Source organism: Trabulsiella guamensis ATCC 49490 (genome assembly GCF_000734965.1).
In the GTDB taxonomy this organism is placed as follows: domain Bacteria; phylum Pseudomonadota; class Gammaproteobacteria; order Enterobacterales; family Enterobacteriaceae; genus Trabulsiella; species Trabulsiella guamensis.
The window spans coordinates 1-850 of sequence record NZ_JMTB01000187.1; the positions used below are offsets into that span (position 1 = coordinate 1).

Sequence of the window (850 nt, forward strand, 5' to 3'; positions counted from 1 at the left end):
CCGGAGATGATCACGCCGATGGCGTCATTGCCACTGGCGGTGGTGTTATCAGCCAGCGTATTACTGGCGCCATCCTGATCAATAATTTTCGTTTCTGCCGTCGCAAACCAGAATTTCCCTTCGCTGTCGTATTTCCAGTAATACCCGCTGGCTGGCTGTACGCCTCCCATCACCGCGTTATTTTCATTGGTGACGTATTTCTGGTTAATGACCAGCGTGCGGCCATCCGGCGCGGTTAAGACATAATTGTCGCCGTCCTGCACGTAATGAAAGGTCACGTTATTCCAGCTTTCGCCGTTAAGCGTGACCGTGTCAAAGGTGAGCGTCTGTGTGCCGGTATCCAGCGTGACGTTGTTGTTGTAGGTGGTGAAAGATGGCGCTGGTGGGGTCGGATCGCCGCCGTCATCGCCACCATCATCCGGGTTCGGCGGGGTCGGGTCACCGCCGTCATCGCCGCCATCATCCGGATTGGGTGGGGTCGGGCCGGTATCGGCAGAGGTGTGGCTGCCGCCATCGTCGTCGTTATAGACGGCAATGCCGACCGCCGCACCCACGGCAGCGAACCCCGCGGCGACCCACTCAAGCAGGTTGCCGTCGTCTTTCGGGCACTGCGCACTGAATTTTTCTTTGTCGGCAGCGCTGAGTTTGCTGCTGTCATCGCTGCAGTTGATGGTCTGCTGTTCGTTGCTGTTAATATCGTTCGTATCTGCCGCCCAGCTGTTGCCGCTTAAGGCCATGGCAATACATAACGACAGAATACTGCGTTTCTTTTCCATTAAAAGCTCCTTTCCGTATCGGATTATTTTGCTGGCGACAAAGGGTGTTTAATCCAGCATGAAAATATTATTTT

At 54.8% G+C, this 850-nt stretch carries 1 protein-coding gene; it reads right to left on the reverse strand.

Annotated elements, in window-relative coordinates; translation table 11 throughout:
- The coding region (locus GTGU_RS23460) for a BigA/YdbA N-terminal beta-barrel domain-containing protein (protein WP_038163669.1) at positions 1-776 on the reverse strand (776 nt) is incomplete at its 3' end.
- Positions 777-850: the final 74 nt, after the last annotated feature.